Raw genomic sequence first — 1097 nt, 5'->3', positions numbered from 1 at the left:
AGCTGAAATGATAATTTTGAGTATTTTAAAAAATAAAAAGTTTAACCGATAGGCAAGTGTTTTTTTAGTCGCCACTATTGTTATACAAATCCGTTGCCAGTAATTTTGAAGATTAAATATGATTTTAGTGAATAAGAAAAATAAAGAGAATTTGCGGTATATATTTAAGCTAATAGGAATATCTGTAATCCTAGTTATGATACTGAGTCAGTCATCTTGTCACATAGGTGGTGGTGATGATGAAATTACTTTTACTTCATTCGGTGAAAATAATATTTATACCGGAACAGTTGTAGATGGAGAAGGTATCCCAATAGCTGATAGAACTATTATCATATCAAGTAGTCAGCTTGATATAGCAGAAATCGTTACAGACAGCAATGGATTTTACGAAGTTAATGGTGATATTTACAATAGACATATAACTTTTAGTCTAGTGAATGATTTTGATGATTTCTACGTTGATTCAGAATACACACTAAGTTATACTTATGATCCTTCTAATCAAACAATTAATGTACCGCCCTTAATTTCGATACCATTCTCAGTATTTCGAATAGATGTTGTAAATAACAATGATTTAGATTTCACTGTAAGTTGTGATTATGTGATTGGTTTATGTAATAAATATTTTGAGGACGATGTAGAGATTCACTCAATTTGCTATGAAACTGATAACATTACAAGAAATATCAACAGTTCTAGAGATGGGACAGTTTTAATCTTTCGCGCTGTAACTGGGACTAGTGTAAATATTAATATTAGTAATTCTGAAAGCTCTATCACAGAGACTTTCATTGTTAATGAATCCTCTCAAGAAGAAACAATTATTTTAAATTGAATATTATTAACAAATTTAAAACAAAAAACTACTGGCAACAACAGCTATAAGCAATAGCGCGGGTTTAGGCTGAAAACAAAAGTTCGGGATTTTTTTGCTAAATTAGCTGAATAAATAAAAATGAGATGGCTTGTTTGGGCGCTACTGCCTTATAGCCAAACCGTTACCAATAAGTTGATTTCAATGATTTTTTAGAGATAAATTCATGTTTTGATAATCCTAAGAATTGGAATTGATTCTGAAAAAATTGAAAAGT

The 1097-nt window shown here is 30.1% G+C and carries 1 protein-coding gene; it reads left to right on the top strand.

The genetic code is table 11. From position 1 onward, the window contains the following. Positions 1–196 precede the first annotated feature (196 nt). Positions 197–841: an Ig-like domain-containing protein gene (locus BUB82_RS11680; RefSeq protein ID WP_073193802.1), complete on the top strand. Its 645-nt coding sequence runs from the start codon at positions 197–199 to the stop codon at positions 839–841. Positions 842–1097 lie beyond the last annotated feature (256 nt).

Source organism: Psychroflexus salarius (genome assembly GCF_900129035.1).
In the GTDB taxonomy this organism is placed as follows: domain Bacteria; phylum Bacteroidota; class Bacteroidia; order Flavobacteriales; family Flavobacteriaceae; genus Psychroflexus; species Psychroflexus salarius.
Note: the sequence above shows the minus strand (reverse complement) of the source record. Positions and strands in the feature narration are given on the sequence as shown.